Here is a 15,017-nt window from a genome sequence, read left to right as displayed (position 1 = left end):
GCGGCTGGCGGCCCCTTGTCGGTCGCCCGCACCGGGCAGACTGAAACTCCAGGCCGCCTGGCGAGCGAAACCCCCTCAGCGCTTCATAAGCTGTCAGCGACTCAAACCTTCTCAACGCCTGCTCGCGCAAGCATCACTGCAACTCATTATCTGTATCCAAAGCAATAAAAACGCCTGAACAGACGCAAATCTCAAAGCGGGGGAGTTGGGCAAGACGGGAGCCCGGGGTCAAGGGGCCGCGGCGGCTGGCGGCCCCTCGTCGGTCGCCCGCACCGGGCAGGCTGAAACTCCAGGCCGCCTGGCGGGCGAAACCCTCTCAGCGCTTCACAAGCCGTCAGCGACACAAACCAGCCACCTCGCGCAGCGAATTAACCGCCCCGCGTAAGCGCCACCAACACCCCATTACTTCTTATATTTTGCTTCCAGCGTCGCAAACCACGGCTGGACAAAATCGTTATTGCTGCCCCAGCCCGGAATGATCTTGTTAAGCGACGCGACATTCACAGCGCCAGGATGACTGTCGAGCGCCTGTTGTGAAATCGACGACGCTTTAAATTCATACGTTGCAGGCGTGGTTTCACCGGCGATCTTGTTCGCCACCAGGCGCATATTCACGGCACCGATAGTTTTCGGATCGACCGCGACGGTCTGCACCCACGGGCTGCCTTTCTGGCGCATCAGCTGCAAATCCTGATTGGAAACATCAATGCTGTACAGCTTGATCTCGGTGCGGCCATTTTCCTGCAACGCTTTATACGCGCCCTGGCTGAAGGCATCCCATGCGCCCCAGATGGCGTCAATCTTGCCTTTCGGGTATTTCGCCAGAATCGCGCCCACTTTGTTGGCCGTGTCGCCCTGGACATCCGTTGATACGGCACCAATGGACTCTAGCTGATGAATGCCTGGGTTTTCTTTTAATAATTTTTCATACACCACCTGACGGCGTTCCATCGGCGGGAAACCGGCGACCCATAACTTCACGATGTTAGCTTTGCCGTTGAAGTCTTTGATCAACTGCCCCAGGGAGAGCTGCGCCAGCGAGGCGTCATCCTGGGCGGTCACCGTCACGCCGGGAATCGGGTTGTCTACCGGTGTGTCAAATACCGACACTTTAATGCCCGCGTCAGCGATGCGTTTTACCAGTGCGCTGGCATAGGGCGCTTTGCCGTGTGACAGCACAATACCGTCGTATTTTTGGCTGATCGCCTGATTAACAAAATCCTGAAAACGCGCGTCATCACCGTTGCTGAGGAAGGTGCTGACTTTGAAGCCCAACTGGCGACCCTGCTGAATCGCGCCTGCCACAAACTGAGTCGTATTGTCGTCGGAACCGAGGTTACGGATGACGGCAATACGAATCGGCCCTGCATGATTGGCGATGGCGGCAGGGACAGGCGTTATGGTGTCGGCAAACGCGGCACTGGCGTTTAACAGGCTCAGGGCCAGCAGCGAGAGTGTTATCTTTTTCATTATTCTTAACTCCAGTAGAAGAACGCGTCTTAACGACGCTGTACATAAGTGATGGCCAGCGCTAAGGCCAGCACTAATCCTTTGATAATGTCCATGGCGTAATAGGGCACGGATAACATTACCAGGCCGTTTTGCAGAACCCCTAAAATGACGGCCCCGACCAGCGTACCCAGCGCATTTGGCTTACCGGAGCCGGCCAGTGAAAAGCCGATCCAGGCGGCGGCCACGGCGTCCATCAGATAACCGCTACCGGCATTAACCTGGGACGATCCAATGCGTGAGGCCAGCAGAATACCGCCCAGTCCGGCCAGTAGTGAGGCAATCACATAGGCCAGAACGCGATAACGCGTGGTGCGAATACCGGAAAGTCGGGCGGCTTCGGGGTTTCCGCCCAGCGCATACATGCGGCGGCCGTGTTTGGTCAGCGACAGCGCCAGCTGTGCCACCACGGTCACCACCAGCATGATAATCACGATCGTAGGTACCTGACCCAACAGGTTAAAGGCAGCAGGAATGGTGCCTTCCGCCATATCGCCGCTGGGCAGCACCATGTTTTCCGTAATCGAGCCGCCAAAGCTGTAGGTCATGGCAACGCCCTGAATCACAAACAGGGTGGCTAGCGTGGCCAGCATGTCGGGAATGCGCAGCACGACGATCAGAAAGGCGTTAAACAGTCCCACCAGCGTGCACAGCGCCAGAGTGATGGCGATCGCCGCCGTGGTGTCGAAGCCGTACCAGACAAACAGCGAAATGACCAGGGCGTTTGCCAGTGACGCGGTAGAGCCCACCGAAAGGTCGAAGCCGCCAACGGTCAGGGATACAGAAACGCCCACGGCAATCACGGTTACGATGGCAATAGACCGCAAAATATTGATGATATTGTTCGGCTCCAGAAAGCTGTCGGAAGCCAGGCCAAAGGCAGCGATCAATATCACCACCGTCAGCAACATGCCCCACTTATAGAGGAAATCGAACAGCTGATGGCGCAGCGATGGCGATGCGGAATTCAGGGCTAACTCTTTACTGCTCACGCAGGGGTTCCTCCGGTGGAATAGAGCAAAAGTGTCTCCTCCGTGGCGCGTTGTCCGTCTAATTCCGCCACAATACGTCCGTCCCAGAGCACACAAATACGGTCGCATAAGCCGACCAGTTCAGAAAATTCGCCAGAGGCGTAAATAATCCCTTTGCCTTCATGGGCAAGGTTGCTGATTAGCGTGAACAGTTCCGTTTTGGCTTTTACGTCCACGCCTTTGGTCGGTTCGTCGAAAATCAGGACATCGGCGTTATTGCGTAACCATTTGCCAATCGCCACCTTTTGTTGATTGCCGCCGGAAAGCCGACGTAACGGTTGGGCGGGGCCAGTCGTACGCACGTTAAGACGACGAATCACCGCTTCCGCCCAGCGCCAGGCCTGACGATGGCCGAACAGGCTCCAGCGGGAAAAACTGTCGTCTGCGCTGATACTGAGGTTCATCGCCACCGATTCGTCAATGAAGATGCCCTCTTTGCGGCGCTCTTCCGGCACCAGTGCCATGCGCTGACTCACGGAATCGTGTGGCGATCGCGGTTTCCAGCGTTTACCGTGCAGTTCACCGCGGGCAACCCGGCTTTTACTGGCACCAAATAACGCTTTGCAGAGTTCGGTTTTGCCAGCCCCGGCCAGCCCGGCAATACCCAGAATCTCGCCCTTGTGTAAACGCAGTGAGATATCCTGAAGCAGGTGTTCATCATGTAATCCTTCCACCGCCATGAGTACGGATGAGGACTGCAATGGCCGGCGCGGAGGATAGATATCGGTCAACGGATGACCCAGCATTTTTTCAACGATTTGCTCACCGCTCAGGGAAGCCATTGGGCTACTTTCCACCAGGCGGCCATCGCGCAGTACCGTCAGGCGATCGCAGATGGCTTTCAGTTCGTGAATACGATGAGAGATAAATATCACGCCAATACCGCTGGTCTGCAGGCGACGAACTACGGCGAACAGGCGCTCGCTTTCGTGTTGGTCGAGTGGGGCAGTGGGTTCATCGAGAATCAGAAAGCGGCAGTGGTGCGACAGGGCTCTGGCCAGCAGGATTTGCTGCTTTTCCGCCAGCGAACAACGTTCGACCGGGCGTCTGACATCAATCGTGGCATCCAGCTGCGCCAGCAGGTCCCGCGCCTGACGACGCATATCGCCCCAGCGAAAGCCATGGCCCGGTTCGGCCAGCTGATCCAGCAGAATGTTCTCGGCCACGCTTAACTGGGGCACCAGCGCAACATCCACTTCCTGCTGCACCAGGTGAATGCCGAGCTTTTTGGCGTCACTCGGGCTGCGAATCGACACGGGCTGGCCGTCCAGCAGAATCTCACCGTGATAGTGGCTGTGGGCACCGGAGAGTACCGCCATCAGGGTGGATTTACCCGCGCCATTGGCCCCGGTCAGGGCATGAACCGAGTGACCTTCCGTCAGAAAATCCACTGAGGTTAACGCGGCAAATCCGCCGAAATCGATAGAGATGTTACGCATCTCAAGGCGATTGACTGCACGCATCACGGAGCTCTCCATTAAAGTCACTGATCGCATTTTTTCCCGAAGCTACCGGTGCGGCAACTAACGAAAGCGCATAAGTTAGCACAGAAATTTATTAGCCATCCAGACATCTGGACATAATGGCGGCTAAAGCTGACTAAGCGCAGCAAGTTGGTGATTTAACGGTAAGAAGTCGCCTTAACCCAGCGGATTATGCTGCGCCTGGGCGTCAGTCTTTTTTAAACGGATGCGCTTTTATCTCAGGATCGGAAAATGCGACGTGGTTTTGTCGCAGACTTCACCACGTGAAGAACGCATCGCATCCGTCGCGGTTACTTCACGGCATAGATTTCGGCGAGGTCGGCCAGATCCCAGTTACCGCCTGTTAACAGTACGCAGACTTTCTCAGCGGGCTTCAGGCTGACCGATCCCGCCAGCAACGCGCCAAGGCCGATGGAGGCCGCAGGCTCGGCAATCAATTTTGCCTCACTGGCCAGCACCCGCATGCCCTGAGCAATATGCTCGTCGTCAACCAGCACAATCTCATCTACGTACTTTTCAATAATCGGGTAGGGGTTGCGGCCCGGCACGCTGAGTCTTAAGCCATCCGCAATAGTATTGAGCAGCGGCAGTGACGTTGGCTGTTTGTTGATCCGACTTTGGTAATATTTCGGGGTCAGAGCGGGTTCCGCGCCAATCACTCTGACGGCAGGGCGGGTTTCTTTGATTGCGGTGGCCACACCGGAGAGAAGTCCGCCACCGCCCAGCGGCACAATCACGGTATCCACATCCGGCAAATCATGCAGGATTTCGCAGCCGATCGTTCCCTGGCCCGCCATGACCATCGGATCTTCAAAGCCATGCACTACCGCATAATTGTTGAGCTCGGCAATTTCATACACCTTCTTCCAGCGGGACGCATTGTCGCCATCGAAGAGAATCACCTCTGCGCCCAGGGCGCGCGTATTGTCGATTTTGATTTGCGGCGTTGTGACCGGCAGCACCAGAATGACCTTTACGCCCAGCATTCTGCCTGCATAAGACAGGCCCTGGGCATGATTGCCTGATGAACTGGAAATCATGCCGTTGGCAAACGCTTCAACGGGCAGAGAAAGGACCTTATTCAGTGCGCCCCGTATTTTAAACGCGCCGGTAATCTGCAACGTCTCCGGCTTGAGGTAAAGCTCACAGCCGACCCGTTTTTCAATTTTTTCAGCGCGGAGTAACGGCGTATGACGAATATGGGCAGCGATGCGCTGCTGTGCGTCATGAATGTCCTGCAGGGTGGGGTACGAACGCGTCATATACATTACCTTCGTCTGAACGAAACGTTATTCAAAAAATGCAAATCCGGTTCCGTAGCCTTTTTCAAGGGCCTTGCGGTAAATGCGCCCGGCTGTCGTGTTGTCCTGAATGGCAAGCCCGGTGGAGTCAAAGAAGGTAATTTCCCGATCGTTTTCCCGGCCCGGTTTCATCCCGGACAAAATTTCCCCGATTTCGGCATGGATCGCGTTTTCACTGATGATATTTCTGTCCAGCGCATGCCAGGTTTCTCCTTTCTGCGTGCACTGGGGCAGGGAATCCACGATCACTTTTGCCCGACCAAAAATCTGCGGGTCAAACTCCTGTTTACCGCGCTGATCGGTGCCAATAGCGATGATATGCGTGCCGGGCAGAATCCAGTCGGCCTCAATCAGCGGACCTTTGCCCCGGGTGGTGGTGATAAGAATATCGGCTTGCCCGACCGCCGCCTGACAGCTGTCCGCGATAATGACCGGAATACCTGTGGTGTTTTCAATGTCCGCTTTGAAAGCCTGACGGGTGGCTGGCGTTCGGCTCCAGGCATGGATTTCCTCAATATCCATTACCCGGGCGATCGCCTGGATTTGCATTCTCGCCTGATTGCCAGTGCCAATCGCGGCGATTTTTTTGGCATTTTTACGTGCCAGTGCTCGGACGGAAACAGCGCCCGACGCACCGGTTCGCAGACCGGTAATCAGGCTACCGTCCATCACACAGCACAGGGCGCCGCTTTGGGCATCAAACAGGATGATCGTGCCCATACCGCCCGGCAGACCAGGACGGGACGGGTTTTCTGAAAAACCGCCGGAGGAGGCTTTCATCGAAATCAGTTCGTTGGTGCGGTAATAGCAGGTTTTAAAATCAATCTCGCCACGGGGGGCGGGCAGGTGCAGGCCGATATAGTCAGGCTGTTCCACCAGGCCGCCGTTAAAGGCCCTGTAGGCTTCGTCGACGGCTTCAATGACATCATCAATGCTGATGAGCTGTCGTACATCTTCTTTGGTGAGTAATAAGGTCTTCATGCGTCCTCGGGTCGTGTCAGACGAACGATTCCCGACTAGCGCAATGGTGTTAAAACGCGGTCGGGAAAAGAGGGATTCCCGACATTATTACACTGGCGTTGCAACAGAAAATGCCAATCTGCACCCCGGAGAAACGCTTTAAACTGTTTTAGCGACGGGTGACGAAAGCTAATGCTCGGGCAAGTGCGACGGCGGAAAGGCGAGCGAGGCGCAAAAAAAAAAGGGCTTATGCAGAACATAAGCCCTTAATCTTATGGCGTACGGATTTTATTTCTCCGGCACCACATTCAGCAGTGTAGTCAGCAGCTTCCAGTACAGGCCAACGCTTTCGATATGGACCTGCTCATCGGGGGAGTGCGGACCTGTGATGGTCGGGCCGATCGAGACCATATCCATGTTGGGATAGGGCTTTTTAAACAAGCCACATTCCAGACCCGCGTGGATCACCTGAATATTGGGTGTTTTGCCAAACAGGGCGACATAGGTTTCACGCGTCAGGGCCATGATGGGCGAGTCGGCATCGGGCTGCCAGCCAGGATAGCCGCCTTTTGGTTTGGTCTGCGCGCCCGCCAGCTGGCCGAGTGAGGTCAGCATCTGCACCACATAATCACGTCCCGTGTCGATCAGCGAACGAATCAGACAGTTAATTTCCGCTTTGTCGGCATCCATCGTCACAACGCCCACATTAAGTGAGGTTTCCACAACGCCTTTGGCGACATCAGAGTTGCGGATCACGCCGTTCGGGGTGCTGTTTAACAAATTCAGGAAGCGATCGCGGCTTTCACGGCTCAGCGCCTCGTCCTGATGGGCAACCGGCTCGCTGACAAAAGCAATATTCTTCTCTTTCACACCGTGCTCATTCTGTACCGCAGCCAGGAAGCTGGCGGCGGCCGATTTGAGGTTATCCACTTTGCTGCTGTCGACAGAAACGGTTGCAAAGGCTTCGCGAGGAATCGCGTTGCGCAGTGTACCGCCGGTGAACGCAATCAGGCGAAGATCCAGCTCTGCCGCATGCGCGGTCAGAAAACGGGCCAGCAACTTATTGGCATTCCCCAGGCCCATATGAATATCCGCACCCGAGTGACCGCCACGCAGCCCTTTCAGGGTAAACTTCAGGGTTTCAAAACCGGCAGGAACCGCTTCGCGCGTCAGGGGCAGGGTTGTGATGAAATCGATGCCGCCTGCGCAACCCATGTAGATCTCACCTTCTTCTTCCGAATCGGTGTTGATCAAAATGTCAGCCTGCAGCCAGCCTGGCTGTAAACCAAAAGCACCGTCCATACCGGTTTCTTCGGTCATGGTGAGCAGGACTTCCAGCGGGCCATGGGTCAGGCTGTTGTCCGCCAGTACCGCAAGGGCCGACGCCATACCAATCCCGTTATCGGCGCCCAGCGTCGTCCCGCGCGCTTTCACCCATTCGCCATCAACATACGGCTGAATAGGATCTTTGGTGAAGTCGTGAACGGTATCGTTATTTTTCTGCGGCACCATATCAAGGTGTGCCTGCAGGGCCACGGGCGTGCGTTTTTCCATACCGGCGGTCGCAGGTTTACGAATCAGGATATTGCCGACCTGATCGCGCTCACACCAGAAGCCTTGTTCTTTGGCCCAGTTAACAATGTAGTTAGCCAGCGCTTCTTCATGAAAAGAGGGATGAGGAATCGAGCAGATTTTGGCGAAAAAATCCCACAGCGGCTGTGGAGAGAGTTGAGACAATTCAGACACGACAAGTCTCCTGTGTCAGTGCGCCGGCTTTGCCGGACAGTGCGAAGTTCCAGTGAAAGATCGCCGTCAGTGAACTGACGAGATAGGGCGAGAATATCACTGTTTTTCGTTCTGTGTGTCATTCACCGCGCTAAAAAACCGCAACCAGCCGCCAGGTGCTGGTTTTTAGCGCGTCATGTCCTTATAATCTCGCGCAACCTTTTCCCCGTTGCACATTTTTTAAGCCACACTGACTGGCTGGGATTCCTATTTATGAGCGAAAAATACGTCGTTACCTGGGACATGCTGCAGATTCATGCCCGTAAACTGGCTCAACGCCTGCTGCCTGTTGAACAGTGGAAAGGCATTATTGCAGTGAGTCGCGGCGGTCTGGTACCGGCTTCGCTGCTGGCACGTGAACTGGGTATTCGCTATGTCGATACCGTGTGTATTTCCAGCTATGACCACGATCATCAGCGTGAAATGAAAGTCCTGAAACGCGCCGAAGGCGATGGTGAAGGCTTTATCGTGATTGACGACCTGGTGGATACCGGCGGTACCGCACAAGCCATCCGTGAGATGTATCCGAAAGCGCGCTTCTGCACCATCTTTGCAAAGCCTGCCGGACGTGCGCTGGTTGACGACTATATCGTTGATATTCCGCAGAACACCTGGATCGAACAGCCATGGGACATGGGCGTGGTTTATATTCCACCGATTGTCAAAGGCTGATTGACGCAACACAAACAACGCCCGGTTTTCCGGGCGTTGTGCTTTCTGCGCCTCGCGACTTGCCGTGCAGTACAGTAAACTTAACTGCTGCTGTCTGTGTTGTTAGAGAGGTGATATGTCTGGCAAAAACCTGAGCGTTGAGCTGTTTAAACCTCGCTTTAAACATCCCGAAACGTCGTCGCTGGTACGCCTGCGTCGGCATGCCACGCATGAAGTGCATTCTGCCCTGGATGGCGACAGCCGGCGCGGCTGGTATCGGATGCTTAATAAGCTGATGTGGACATGGCGGGGCGTGCCCGCGCAGGAGATCAGCGAGGTACTGGCACGTATTGCAATCAGCGATGTTGAGCACACCAACCCTGCGCTACTGGATACGGTAATAGGTTATCGCAACGGTAACTGGAACTACGAGTGGAGCAGACAGGCAGGTCGCTGGCAACAACGTGCACTGGACGCGAAAGAGGACGCCCACGACCAGGCCGGGCATGACTGGCTGCACGCGTCTCATCTCTACAGTGTGGCCGCGTACCCCTATATTAAAGGCGATGAACTGGCGGATCAGGCGCAGGCCCTGGCCAGCCGCGCTTATGAAGAAGCGACCCGCCGCTTACCCGGGGAACTCAAAACGCTGACCTTCCACATTGAAGGGGGCAGCCCCGTCAGCGGCTTTTTGCATATGCCGCCTGGCGTGGAAGCCCCTTATCCGACCGTGATGTTTTGCGGTGCGCTGGACTCGCTGCAAACTGACCACTATCGTCTCTTCCACGATTATCTTGCGCCGCGCGGCATCGCTATGCTGACGCTGGATATGCCGTCCGTCGGGAACACCATTAAGTGTAAGCTCAGCCAGGATACCAGCTTTCTGCATCAGCAGGTGCTGCGCGATCTGGCTTCTGTTCCGTGGATCGATCACACGCGTGTAGCGGCGCTGGGTTTTCGCTTCGGTGCTAATGTCGCCGTTCGTCTTGCCTATCTGGAAGCGCCGCGTCTGCGAGCCGTAGCCTGTCTCGGGCCCATCGTGCACAGCCTGCTGACACAAAATACCTTGCAAAACAAAGTACCGGATATGTATATGGACATGCTGGCCAGCCGACTTGGCATGGCAGGCAGTACAGACAGCGCCTTGCGGGCGGAACTGCTCAGCTACTCGCTGAAAAATCAGGGGCTACTGGGACGTCGAACTGCCACGCCCATGCTGTCAGCATACTGGTCCAACGATCTCTTCAGCCCTGAGGAGGAAAGCAAACTGATTGCCAGCTCTTCAGCACAAGGTAAAGCGTTGTTAATTCCGGTAAAACCGGTAGCGGCCAGTTTCGATAGCGCCCTGAATGAAATCTGCGACTGGCTGGCACAACGTTTAAAAAGATAGCTGGCAAAATTGACAGTGTTTGCTACAACTACTAGCTGGAATCATTCGGATCGTTGCAAGACAATGCAGCATGGCTGCTGCGGTTCGAGATATAAAGCCTGTCCTAATGGAGAATTAGCATGACGTTACCGAGTGGTCATCCCCGCAGTCGCCTGCTTAAACGCTTCACGGAACTGGGACCTTACATACGCGATGGAAAATGTAGTGAAAATCGCTTCTTCTTCGACTGCCTGGCTGCCTGCGTAAATGTTAAACCTGCGCCTGAGCTGCGAGAGTTCTGGGGCTGGTGGATGGAGCTGGAAGCGCAAGCCGATCACGTTACCTATGTGTATCATATTGGCCTGTTTGATAAAGAGGGCGACTGGTCTGTCGCCACGATCAAGGGCAAAGATAATTCAGCCCGCGTGGAAGAAACGCTGCGTAATTTCCATGGCCGTTTAAAAGAGACGTTGAAAGAGTTTGAACTGGATCTGGTGCCCGCCAGTGACTTCGATGAAAAACCGATAAAACTCAGCGCCTGAAACTGAAGCCCCTGCGGGGGCTTTGTTGTCAGGATCGATCCCGCTCAGATTGCCCTACAGGAAAGGGCGAGTGATGGTCACTCGCCCTTTTAACAGACACATTCACATTGAGGGTAAAGCACTAAACCTCTCCATCACGCGGGCCGTCATTCCTTCGACAGCCTCTCTCGTCAGGCGAAGCTCAGATTCATCAGAACTGGTAGGTCAGGCCGACAGCAACGATGTCATCGTTGTTAAGCGCCAGCTTGTTGTCTTTATCCAGTTGGTTAATTTTGTAATCAACAAACGTCGACATGTTTTTGTTGAAGTAGTAGGTGGCGCCCACGTCGATATATTTAACCAGGTCTTCGTTGCCGATACCGTTTTCGATATCTTTGCCCTTGGTCTGCACGTAGCCAATAGAAGGACGCAGGCCGAAGTCAAACTGATACTGCGCAACCAGCTCCAGGTTTTCTGCTTTGTTGGCTGAGCCCGAAACGGAGCCGCCAGCGACACGGTTTGTTCCACTGATAGGCGTCATGTTGCGGGTTTCGGTATAAATCGCGGCCAGATAAATACTGTTGGCATCATATTTCAGGCCCGTGCCCCATGATGTCGCTTTATCGCCATGACCATAGGTGCCAGCCTGTTGAGCATTGGTACGGTCGGAAGAGGTAATGGCACCTAAAATGCTCACGCCAGAATCAGCAATGGTATAGCCTAGTGACGCGCCGTAACCGTCGCCATTCTGGCTTCTCGTATCAATGGTTGATGTTCCAACACCGCGCGCGTTAACGCTCTTGTCATCGTTTTTACCCTGATACTGCAGGGCAAACTTCAAACCGTCGACCAGCCCAAAGAAGTTGGTGTTGCGGTAGGTTGCTACACCCGTTGCGCGTTGCGCCATAAAGTTATCCGCACGGGCTGTACCGTCACCACCGAATTCCGGGAAGACGTCAGTCAGCGATTCAACGTCATACAGCACGCCATAGTTACGACCGTAATCAAATGAACCGTACTGAGAAAATTTCAGACCGGCAAAGCCCAGACGGGTCTTGTTACCACTGTTCGCGTCGGAACCTTCGGAGTTATTAACGTTATACTGATATTCCCACTGACCGTAACCGGTCATCATATCGTTAATCTGTGTCTGGCCTTTAAAGCCAATACGGACATAAGATGTATCGCCATTCGCACCGGCATTATCACTAAAATAATGCTTAGCCTTTACTTTGCCGTAGAAATCCAGCTTGTTACCGTCTTTGTTATAAACTTCAGCGGCCTGAGCGGCAGAGGTCAGCGCCAGAGCAGAGATAACGATTGCCAGTGTACTTTTCTTCATTTGCTATCAATCCCAATGAGTAAAATGCTTATATCCTCACTATTTTCTTGCTGCAGGCAGGGCTGCCTTATTCTCTGATGGCTCAGTGAACGCACCAGGGGGCATTCATTTGCCGCCTTGTTACATCAAGAAAACTTTTGAGGCATTAGTGAAAATATTTGTAAAACACCGACTTTTTACCGATGAATGGTGAAGTTTTTATGACAACTTTTATGTTTTGTTGTTAAAGGGGAACTTTTGGTCTACTCCGCACTCTGCAAAATTTGCAGCTTTTCCCTTACTGGCTGTTGGCTTCCCTCACCGCACCTGTTAAAAAGTCGGTTCACAGAAATTTTTTACGGCAGGACAACATGAGTGGCAGTCAGACCCTTGTGGTCAAATTGGGTACCAGCGTGCTTACCGGCGGTTCGCGTCGGTTAAACCGGGCACATATGGTGGAATTAGTGCGTCAGTGCGCGCAGCAGCACGCCGCCGGCCATCGTATTGTGATTGTGACCTCCGGCGCGATGGCGGCCGGTCGTGAACATCTGGGTTACCCCGAACTGCCGCCTACCATCGCCTCAAAGCAGCTGTTAGCTGCGGTGGGGCAAAGTCGTCTGATCCAGTTGTGGGAACAGCTGTTTTCTATTTACGGTATTCATATCGGGCAGATGTTACTGACCCGTGCTGATATGGAAGATCGCGAACGCTTCCTCAATGCCCGCGATACCTTACGGGCATTGCTGGACAACCACATTGTGCCGGTCATCAATGAAAATGACGCCGTTGCCACGGCGGAAATTAAAGTGGGCGATAATGACAACCTCTCTGCGCTGGCGGCAATGCTGGGCGGGGCAGACAAACTGTTGTTACTGACCGATCAGCAGGGATTGTTTACCGCCGATCCGCGCAGTAATCCGGATGCCCAGTTAATCAGCGATGTGCATATCATTGACGACGCACTGCGCGCACTGGCGGGCGGAAGCGTATCCGGGTTGGGCACGGGCGGCATGTCGACGAAGCTGCAGGCTGCCGATGTCGCCTGCCGGGCCGGTATTGATGTCATTATTGCGGCCGGAAGTCGTCATGGCGTGATCAACGATGTGATTGAGGGCAAGCCCGTCGGTACACTGTTTCATGCTCAGCAGACGCCGCTGGAAAACCGTAAACGCTGGATTTTCGGTGCGCCGCCCGCCGGAGAGATCACCGTGGATGACGGTGCGCTTGCTGCGATTATTGCGCGCGGCAGTTCGCTGCTGCCAAAAGGGATCCGCGAGATTCAGGGGAATTTTTCCCGTGGTGAAGTGATCCGTATCCGCAGTTTGCAGGGGCGCGATATTGCGCACGGCGTCTCGCGCTATAACAGTGATGCGATGCGCATGATTGCGGGTCACCATAGTCAACAGATAAGCGAGATTCTGGGCTACGAATACGGGCCGGTTGCCGTGCATCGCGACGACATGATCGTCAGTTAAGGAGTAGACATGCTTGAAGAAATGGGAAAGGCGGCGCGCGCCGCGGCCTGGAAACTGGCGGATCTGTCTGCGGCAGAAAAAAATCAGGTTTTGCTGACTATCGCCGATCGGCTTGAGGCAGAAAGCGAGGGGATCCTGGCGGCAAACGAGCAGGATCTGGCTGAGGCGCGGCAGAACGGCATGAGCGCCGCATTGCTCGATCGCCTGACGTTGACGCCCGCGCGCCTCAGTGCGATTGCCCACGATGTTCGCCAGGTTTGTCGGCTCGGCGATCCGGTAGGGCAGGTGATCGATGGTGGTTTACTGGACAGCGGCTTGCGCATTGAGCGCCGCCGGGTGCCGTTAGGGGTGATCGGCGTCATTTATGAAGCGCGTCCGAACGTCACGGTGGATGTGGCGAGCCTGTGCCTGAAAACCGGCAATGCGGCCATCCTGCGTGGAGGGAAAGAGACATGGCGGACGAACGCGGCTACCGTCCGGGTAATACAAAACGCTTTGCAGCAGCACGGCTTGCCATCAGCTGCCATTCAGGCGATTGAGAATCCGGATCGGGAACTGGTCAATCAACTGCTAAAACTGGACCGCTATGTGGATATGTTGATTCCGCGAGGGGGCGCCGGACTACACAAACTCTGTCGCGAACACTCCACTATTCCGGTGATTACTGGCGGCATTGGCGTTTGCCATATGTATATCGACGACACGATGGATATCGACGCCGCGCTGGATATCATCGTAAATGCCAAGAAGCAGCGTCCGAGTGCCTGTAACTCCCTCGAAACGCTGCTGATCGACGCGGCCATGGCGGCGCGCTTTCTGCCCGCTTTTATGGCCCGCATGGCAGAGGAGAACATTCCGCTGCATGCTGATGCCAGTATCCTGAGTGAACTGCAGCAGGGACCGGCCAGCGTTACCGCCATCCAACAGGGCGATTACGACGATGAATGGCTGTCGCTTGATCTCAACGTTAAACGGGTTGCCGATATGGATGAAGCTATCGCGCATATTCGCGAGCACGGCACGCAGCACTCAGACGCTATCCTGACACGCAGCACACAAAATGCCGCGCGCTTTGTTAAGCAGGTTGACTCGTCTGCTGTTTACGTCAACGCCAGCACGCGCTTTACCGACGGGGCACAGTTTGGTCTGGGCGCGGAAGTCGCGGTCAGTACGCAAAAACTGCATGCCCGTGGTCCAATGGGCCTGGAGGCGCTGACGACCTATAAATGGATTGGCTGGGGAGACGACAGCCTGCGTGCATAACCGCATTTTAGTGAATAAAACGGGAGCCTGTGCAGGCTCCCGTTTTTTTTAGATGGCTTTTTTCGCACCACTCAATGGTAGAGTTTTTCGCCTGTTGGCCGCTTTTTAGTCAGTAAGAGGGAGGTTGTTCATCAGAAACGATGAAGGTAGGGCGCAATTTTTTACACAAGATTACTGAAAGGTGAGGTCAGACGCGGCTTAGCGCCTGATTTTATGCTTCGCTTGGCATAATAACGGTTAACAATAATCAAAAATGCCTGGCAATGCCGTTAGGTAGTCAACGGGCGGTAATATAAAATGAACTGGTAGCAATAACGAAAATAACATTCAGCACCTCTTTCATGGTT

The 15,017-nt window shown here is 54.6% G+C and carries 12 protein-coding genes; 5 read left to right on the top strand and 7 right to left on the bottom strand.

The window, feature by feature from the left end; all coding sequences use genetic code 11:
* Positions 1-402 precede the first annotated feature (402 nt).
* The 6 genes from GC090_RS16105 to pepD all read right to left on the bottom strand — a co-directional run bounded on the left by GC090_RS16105 (position 403) and on the right by pepD (position 8,031).
* Complete coding sequence (locus tag GC090_RS16105; protein WP_262959895.1) at positions 403-1,470, bottom strand: sugar ABC transporter substrate-binding protein; 1,068 nt, start codon at positions 1,468-1,470, stop codon at positions 403-405.
* Positions 1,471-1,499: 29 nt separating this feature from the next.
* On the bottom strand, positions 1,500-2,501 hold the full coding sequence (locus tag GC090_RS16100; protein WP_006118048.1) for an ABC transporter permease: 1,002 nt from the start codon (positions 2,499-2,501) through the stop codon (positions 1,500-1,502).
* The gene (locus GC090_RS16095; RefSeq protein WP_133745291.1) at positions 2,498-4,003 is read right to left on the bottom strand and encodes a sugar ABC transporter ATP-binding protein; all 1,506 of its coding nucleotides are present in this window, start codon (positions 4,001-4,003) and stop codon (positions 2,498-2,500) included. Before GC090_RS16095 ends, GC090_RS16100 begins: the two co-directional genes overlap by 4 nt.
* Before the next feature lie 311 nt (positions 4,004-4,314).
* Complete coding sequence (locus tag GC090_RS16090; RefSeq protein WP_033738776.1) at positions 4,315-5,286, bottom strand: threonine/serine dehydratase family protein; 972 nt, start codon at positions 5,284-5,286, stop codon at positions 4,315-4,317.
* A gap of 27 nt (positions 5,287-5,313) precedes the next feature.
* Positions 5,314-6,306: an ornithine cyclodeaminase family protein gene (locus tag GC090_RS16085; protein ID WP_133745023.1), complete on the bottom strand. Its 993-nt coding sequence runs from the start codon at positions 6,304-6,306 to the stop codon at positions 5,314-5,316.
* Between the two features lie 267 nt (positions 6,307-6,573).
* Positions 6,574-8,031, bottom strand: a complete 1,458-nt coding sequence (pepD, locus tag GC090_RS16080; protein WP_133745024.1) for a beta-Ala-His dipeptidase — start codon at positions 8,029-8,031, stop codon at positions 6,574-6,576.
* Between the two features lie 252 nt (positions 8,032-8,283).
* Here pepD and gpt point away from each other — a divergent pair, with 252 nt between their 5' ends.
* From gpt to crl, 3 genes are all read left to right on the top strand, one after another.
* On the top strand, positions 8,284-8,742 hold the full coding sequence (gene gpt / locus GC090_RS16075; RefSeq protein ID WP_006118053.1) for a xanthine phosphoribosyltransferase: 459 nt from the start codon (positions 8,284-8,286) through the stop codon (positions 8,740-8,742).
* A 115-nt stretch (positions 8,743-8,857) separates the two neighbouring features.
* Entirely contained in the window at positions 8,858-10,111 is a 1,254-nt protein-coding gene (frsA, locus tag GC090_RS16070; RefSeq protein WP_324020386.1) for an esterase FrsA, read from the top strand.
* A gap of 119 nt (positions 10,112-10,230) precedes the next feature.
* Positions 10,231-10,632, top strand: coding sequence for a sigma factor-binding protein Crl (gene crl / locus GC090_RS16065; protein ID WP_006118055.1), 402 nt, complete (start codon positions 10,231-10,233; stop codon positions 10,630-10,632).
* A 190-nt stretch (positions 10,633-10,822) separates the two neighbouring features.
* On the opposite strand, the gene ompC is transcribed toward crl, so the two are convergent.
* Positions 10,823-11,953 (bottom strand): porin OmpC, encoded by a 1,131-nt coding sequence (ompC, locus tag GC090_RS16060; protein ID WP_324020385.1) that lies wholly within the window; start codon positions 11,951-11,953, stop codon positions 10,823-10,825.
* 350 nt (positions 11,954-12,303) lie between these two features.
* On the opposite strand from ompC, the gene proB reads away from it, so the two are divergent.
* Both proB and proA read left to right on the top strand, forming a co-directional pair.
* Positions 12,304-13,407 (top strand): glutamate 5-kinase, encoded by a 1,104-nt coding sequence (proB, locus tag GC090_RS16055; RefSeq protein WP_058702747.1) that lies wholly within the window; start codon positions 12,304-12,306, stop codon positions 13,405-13,407.
* A 9-nt stretch (positions 13,408-13,416) separates the two neighbouring features.
* A complete protein-coding gene (proA, locus tag GC090_RS16050) occupies positions 13,417-14,670 on the top strand; it encodes a glutamate-5-semialdehyde dehydrogenase (protein ID WP_324020382.1) in 1,254 nt (417 codons plus the stop codon).
* Positions 14,671-15,017 lie beyond the last annotated feature (347 nt).

It is taken from the genome of Pantoea sp. JZ29, assembly GCF_035190385.1.
GTDB classification, from domain to species: domain Bacteria; phylum Pseudomonadota; class Gammaproteobacteria; order Enterobacterales; family Enterobacteriaceae; genus Pantoea; species Pantoea stewartii.
The sequence above is the reverse complement of the archived record's forward strand: the minus strand, read 5'-3'. Positions and strand labels throughout refer to the sequence as shown.

Bases quoted from the DNA above. Each gene is read 5' to 3' on its own strand.
- GC090_RS16105 (WP_262959895.1), bottom strand. From the start codon at position 1,470: ATGAAAAAGATAACACTCTCGCTGCTGGCCCTGAGCCTGTTAAACGCC.
- gpt (WP_006118053.1), top strand. From the start codon at position 8,284: ATGAGCGAAAAATACGTCGTTACCTGGGACATGCTGCAGATTCATGCC.
- GC090_RS16085 (WP_133745023.1), bottom strand. From the start codon at position 6,306: ATGAAGACCTTATTACTCACCAAAGAAGATGTACGACAGCTCATCAGC.
- frsA (WP_324020386.1), top strand. From the start codon at position 8,858: ATGTCTGGCAAAAACCTGAGCGTTGAGCTGTTTAAACCTCGCTTTAAA.
- proB (WP_058702747.1), top strand. From the start codon at position 12,304: ATGAGTGGCAGTCAGACCCTTGTGGTCAAATTGGGTACCAGCGTGCTT.
- GC090_RS16095 (WP_133745291.1), bottom strand. From the start codon at position 4,003: ATGCGTGCAGTCAATCGCCTTGAGATGCGTAACATCTCTATCGATTTC.
- proA (WP_324020382.1), top strand. From the start codon at position 13,417: ATGCTTGAAGAAATGGGAAAGGCGGCGCGCGCCGCGGCCTGGAAACTG.
- ompC (WP_324020385.1), bottom strand. From the start codon at position 11,953: ATGAAGAAAAGTACACTGGCAATCGTTATCTCTGCTCTGGCGCTGACC.
- GC090_RS16090 (WP_033738776.1), bottom strand. From the start codon at position 5,286: ATGACGCGTTCGTACCCCACCCTGCAGGACATTCATGACGCACAGCAG.
- crl (WP_006118055.1), top strand. From the start codon at position 10,231: ATGACGTTACCGAGTGGTCATCCCCGCAGTCGCCTGCTTAAACGCTTC.